General features: G+C 37.1%; 2 protein-coding genes and 2 pseudogenes. All 4 read right to left on the reverse strand.

The features are described 5' to 3' along the window. Window positions 1-329 precede the first annotated feature (329 nt). A pseudogene (locus tag ACFFK0_RS12205) lies at window positions 330-704 on the reverse strand (sigma-70 family RNA polymerase sigma factor); the annotation flags it as partial. Between the two features lie 103 nt (window positions 705-807). Then, window positions 808-3,648 carry an AAA family ATPase gene (locus ACFFK0_RS12210; protein ID WP_377470487.1) on the reverse strand — a complete coding sequence of 947 codons (2,841 nt, stop codon included), beginning with the start codon at window positions 3,646-3,648 and terminating at the stop codon, window positions 808-810. Between the two features lie 163 nt (window positions 3,649-3,811). Beyond that, a complete protein-coding gene (locus ACFFK0_RS12215) occupies window positions 3,812-5,317 on the reverse strand; it encodes a recombinase family protein (protein WP_377470489.1) in 1,506 nt (501 codons plus the stop codon). Window positions 5,318-5,518: 201 nt separating this feature from the next. Beyond that, window positions 5,519-5,974, reverse strand: a pseudogene (locus ACFFK0_RS12220) (HD domain-containing protein); the annotation flags it as partial. Window positions 5,975-6,029: the final 55 nt, after the last annotated feature.

The raw sequence follows: 6,029 nt of genomic DNA on the forward strand, positions 1-6,029 counted from the left end.
CCCTTTTTTATGTTCAAAAACCTTTGTCTAGCAAGGGCTCTGGTTTATGCAAAATGCTCATGTCTATAAATCTAGTACTAGTATTTACGAATTAATAGAATCTAATCATAAAAATAGAAAGGTCCAAGACCTTTCTTCCATCTGCATTTCAATTGATTGTTGGACAGCTTTCAATTTTCCGGTTTGGCGGATGTGTCTTCAAGTAAGAAAGAAACGTCGGTTTTCGTTTTGTGACTAGCTTTTATAGCCGCGGTCGTGTTATCCTCGCTGAAATATCCGGTGAAAGCTACTTGCAACAAAACAATAAAGGAGAGGCCTCAGCCCCTCCTTTACCGTTTTGCTTTATAAAACTCATGGTACAGCTTCATCAATGCCCGCTTCTCAATCCGCGACACATAACTGCGCGAGATCCCCAGCTCCTTCGCAATCTCCCGCTGCGTCCGCTCCTCGCCGCCGGTTTCCAGACCGAATCGCCCAACGACCACTTCCCGCTCCCGCTCATCCAAAATGTCTAGATTCTTATATATCTTCGACCGCTCAATCTTTAATTGCACTTTATCCACGACATCATCGGCTTCCGTGCCGAGAATGTCAATTAACGTTATTTCATTCCCTTCTTTATCCGTTCCGATCGGGTCCTGCAGGGAAACGTCTTTGCGTGTTTTCTTGAGCGACCGCAGATGCATCAGGATTTCGGATCTAATGTCATTAGTGTATCATTAAAAAGTGCTACGTTACCGATCATGATACAAAGTAGCCCTCACACCAATTTTATTAGGCAAGAGGGCTTCAATATTCAAGGATAATTTACGCTGGATTTTGGAGAGTATTCAATAACTGATCGATTTTTTGTAGCTCCGCACGTACATCTTCTACCTTTATTAAGTGTTGCTGAATAACTTCTCTTGGCGCTTTTTTTCTAAAGTCTTCGTTTTCGTATTTTCTAACAAGCGATTCATACTGGGCTATTAACTGGATTTTCCTTTTATTCAACCTTTCCATCTCACGTTTTGGGAATAATTTAAACGATACCTTCTGTATTGCCACAAAAATTTTTTCGATCTCGTCGCTGTTTTTTGCATGGACAAAATTGTAACTATTTTCATCAAAACTATGATGTTCTTGATTCTGAGCAGACCAGTTAATTAGATCATTTTTAATTAATGATAAGTCTGGATCATTTGGGAAGTACTTTGAAAAAGCAGCATAAATACTTTCTAATGTTGGTTTCAGAAGATTGTTTCTTTCCTTATGGTGGAACTTTGCTGTTAACGTCTCGCCACGTTCCACAAGATACTCCGTTACAAGTGTTTCGAACCAAATACGACAGTAAATCAAGGCTTGTCTAACGTCAAAATATTTAAGTGCTGTCTGAATTTTCTCTTCGAATCCTACGTTGTGTTGAACTAATACTGAACCTGTATGTGTATAGTTGATGACATAACTCATTTTATCTACATCTTTTCTATTCACTTTTTGTGAATAGGTGTTGCAGAACCTTTCCCAGAATAATCGGTCATGAGTAGTGATTATTTGCTGTGTCTTCTTTAAGAAATCATTATTGAATAATAATTCAATTATATTAGCTCTATGATCGCTATCGATTGCATTTACCACATCATCAAAAATTATAAACGGAACATTATTTTTCTCTGCAACCGCTAAAAGTATTGATAATCCTAGTGATCTGAGGTGCCCCTCGCTTAAACAAGCGTATGAGTTTCTCGTAGTTCCATCTTTTAGTGTAACATTTATCTTATAGGATGTTCCTTCAAGAGTAAAATTAACGGCGGTTATGTACTCTGCATCATCATCGTTTTTATTAATATTCTGATAATAATTTGTCACACTCTGCTCTATATCATGTATTTGCTTAGATTCAATCTCTAACTTGAATAATGTTAAATCCTTAATAAAATCTTTGTATGCTAGTTCGACACTGTCTAGAAATTGATTAAAATTATTTTCATTGATCAATTTGCTTTTCAGTTTATCTACTTTTTCGTTATATGCCGAATTATTTTCCTTTAATTTTGTAAGTGCTTCCTCATTTCGTACAATGTTTGCTCTTGATAACTTTAATGCCTCTACTTTTTTTCGTGTGAAATTGATCTCACTTTGTTTTTCAGCGATTGATCTAGATAAATCATGTTTCTGATGATACTCATTTACCAATTCAAAGTACGACATGATTTCTTTTTTAGAATTATGTAATTTACTCATGGCACTTATGACAAAGTTGAGTTCCTTATCTTTGTCCTTGCCACTCAAAATGTCCCTTAATTGGCTAACCGTTTCTTCAAAGTTATACTCATTGCTAGATATAATTTTAGAGTTCTCTTTGTATGCCTTTATAAAATTCACACACATTGAATAACATCTTGATTTAACCCTCTTTTCAACACGCTTTAGATTGGATTGCAGTTTAGAAATATCCTTTAAGTTCTCAAGCTCTACTCGAGCCTTGGTATAAGGATGACTGAGAACTTGACTAATAGGAGTACCGCAGGCAGGACACGACTCAATTAATTTATCTGTCTTTTCCAACGAACTAAGAACTTGATAAAATTGTTCATAATTTACTTTTAGAGCTTTATCATTAAAATCTTCCTTTAGTTCCTTCAACCTCTCCAATTGTCTGTTTATGAGATTTTCATACCTTATTATTTTTTCTGGAGATACAGGTGTAGTTTTACTTTCTTCAAGTACAATGAGATCTTTTTGTAAAAGACCTAATTTCTCGTTTAAAGCATTTATCTCTGAATCAAGGATATTTTGATCTATTTCTCCTGACTCAAATCCCAATAACCTGGAACAATTCTCCCTTTCGTTTTTCTGTTGATTTTCTAAGAGCGCTTTTTGAACATGGTATGTTTGATTCAACTTATCTAGATCTGAGAGCTCTTGAGTTATTTGGTTTCTCTTCAATGAAGCTAACTTAAAACTAGCCGGTTGCACAAAAGATGACACTAAATCATCCAATTCTTGAAGACCTAGAATAACAGCAATAACGTCCTTTTCTTTTGTTCCGGTATCTTTGGAGCCCATGAGCACAAACTCCTGTAATCTATTTTTCTCAATAAAGCATTTGTGAAAAAATAGATTATCTGATTCAGTAAACTTGTCTCTAGTCGAATCATCATCCACAAATTTTATTACAATACTTTCCTTATGAGAATCCCTTTTTATATACTCCTTTAAGCTGACCCCTCTTCGAACTGCTTCTTTTATGGAGCCAGTTAATTTGTATTCGAAAGCTTCACAAAGTGATGTTTTGCCTCCTCCATTTGGTGCAAAGAAAATGTTTTTCTTTAGATCTAAATCAATTTTGACGCCTTTATCTTCATCACTTAATGATCCAAAGGATTTGAAATTTTTAATTTGAATCCATTCGATTCTAGACGCCTTACCTTTTGTTAGGGTATCAGTGTTTGACTGCTTCATTTTTTCAACAATTCTCGTTGCAGTATCCTTTTTCGAAATAAATCTAAAGTTTTCGTAATCCAACATGCTTAATTCTTTTTTTATTGCATCACTTAATTTAGTTGAGGTTGAGATGTTTTTAAATACACTCCATAAGATAAATAAATATGCGTCATTCTTATTGGCATAATTTTCCTTGAGGAAACTTTTTAAATAATATTTCATATGAGATCACCTCAACGACATTCTACATCTCCATTTTACATTTTTCACCACTACATTACTAGATCTCTTACATAATCTGTCAAAGCATTGACTTTTAAATGATAGTGAAATACAAAAAAGAGGCAAACATTCTGTCCGCCTCTGTTCCTTGATACTCTCCAAATTAAAACGTAAATATCTCAACAGTGTCCTCATAAACCCTAATCTCTCGAACAACTTGACGAATGAGGTCACGTCTCTCTTCGAAGGTAAGCTCATCCTGCCCTTTTGACAAATAATATTGAACTGCTTCCATCAGAATATTGATATTATATTCATTGTTCTGAGCTGAATTAAGTGTTTCTGATAATTCAAGCAACTGATTATTTAAGGATTCCTCTTTCAATGATAATTCCTTTAACTCTTGCCGAATATCCTCTTCCGCAATACCATCCTCACTAGCAGCAAACAGTTTAATTAACTTTTTTCGAGCGTTTTTCGTTTTTTCAATCTCCTTTTCTATCCTGGCTATTTCTCCTGCTTCAAAAGGCTCTTTTGTCTTTTCTTGTTGTAGTGCCGCGGCAATTTCATCGGGATTATTTAGCCAACTAGCAACCTGCTCCCAAACTTGTTCCTCAATGATATGTGCCTTAATCCTACGACCACAACCCTTTGATTTTGCACCAGCCGTATTCTTAATATCCGTGTATTCGGGTACCTTTTTACCCCAGTTATTTGATAACCTCCCGGTCATTGTGTTGCCACAGTCACCACACCTCAACAATCCACTCAACAAATAAGGATGTTTACTTTTCTGTGCCCACCTGCGACGCGATTCTGATAATAATCTCTGGGCATGTTCAAACTGTGCTTCATCTACGATTGCTGGACATGGTAACAATATCCACTCGCTTTTTGGCCTTTCCCTCATGGGGATTTTTTCTTCATCTTTTCTGTGCTTGTTACCCAGCATTCCTTCTGTATTCCAACGATTCTGATAAAACTCACCTATATAGGCTCTATTCATAATAATTTGCCTGACTACTTGCCGGTGCCAAAGCGCCGCTCCCCTTTTGGTAGGCACACCTTTTGAGGTAAGATAGAGCGCGATTCCGTTTAATCCTTGAACCATCGTATTCGGCTGAGTAAATAAATCAAATATTAGCCTTACGATAGCTGCCTCGTCTTCGTCAATTATGAATTGTTCTGTCTCTTTGTCGTATTTATAACCATAAATCTGAAAATCACGCAGTACTTTCCCTTGTCTAGCTTTTTCCCTTCTCCCACGACTCATACGTTCGTTTATTTTTGATTTCTCAAATTCGGCTATTGCCCCGCGCATAGAATAAAACAAATTTCCTTCCGGAGTTTTGGAGTATTCTCCATTTACAAATATAAGCTCAATCCCACGCCTATCGAACTCATCTGATATTATCAACTGATTCATTAACTTCCGCGACAATCGGTCAGGGTCAAGACAAATGATTTTGGCAATGATCCCTTCTCTAACATCTTCACGTAATTTAGTCAAGGCAGGTCTATCTAAAAACTCCCCTGATATCCCATCGTCAATGTACTCTTTAACCTTATTAGTTCCGGCCTTCAGTCGACACTGACGAATCTGATCGTTCAGGCTGAACCCATGTTTTGCTTGTTCTTCTGTGCTCACCCTGGCGTAAATAGCGATCATGTTTCTCCCTCCTGAACTTCTCTAGGAGATAATCATAACAGGCAACGCGGATTTTGTCATTAGATTCACCCGATATAAGTTTCACATGCACCCGGCATCCCCTCCTAAAGGAGGATATGCGGATATCGCTTGGACACTTGTTAAATAAAAACGACCTTAAACATTTATTTGTTCAAGGTCATTACAAAATGAAGAAATCCGCTACAGCTTCAATTTTAGCATCGGTTTATTTTCCAAGCCACGAATAACCGCTGTCCATTCCTCACTCTCCGAAGTTGTTTCAAGCATATCTTCAACCATCTGAAGCTTAGCATCCATTACATCGATGTAATGCAACGCCACTGCCTCTGGTAGTTGCGGTTGAACCGGACTCCCCCACTCCCCTAAATTGTGATGAGATAATACCAAGTGTTGCAAAGCCAGGATAACATATGAATCTAAATCGATATCAAGTTTTATCGCGGCTTCAGTAATCCAATTCGAAGTCATGCAAATATGTCCTATTAACTTGCCTTGGTTACTGTAGTACGTTACCATTCCATATTCTGAAATCATCTCCACAGGCTTTGCGATGTCATGTAATATAATGCCCGCCTTAACCAAATCAGAATTTAAAAATGGCCGCTGCCGACATATAAATTCACCTAATTCTAGAAGTCCGGTGAAAAAGTCCGCGTAAAGCAGGCCTTTATCACGGGTTTGTCGAATTTAT

Source organism: Paenibacillus chartarius (genome assembly GCF_042432825.1).
GTDB lineage: Bacteria > Bacillota > Bacilli > Paenibacillales > NBRC-103111 > Gordoniibacillus > Gordoniibacillus chartarius.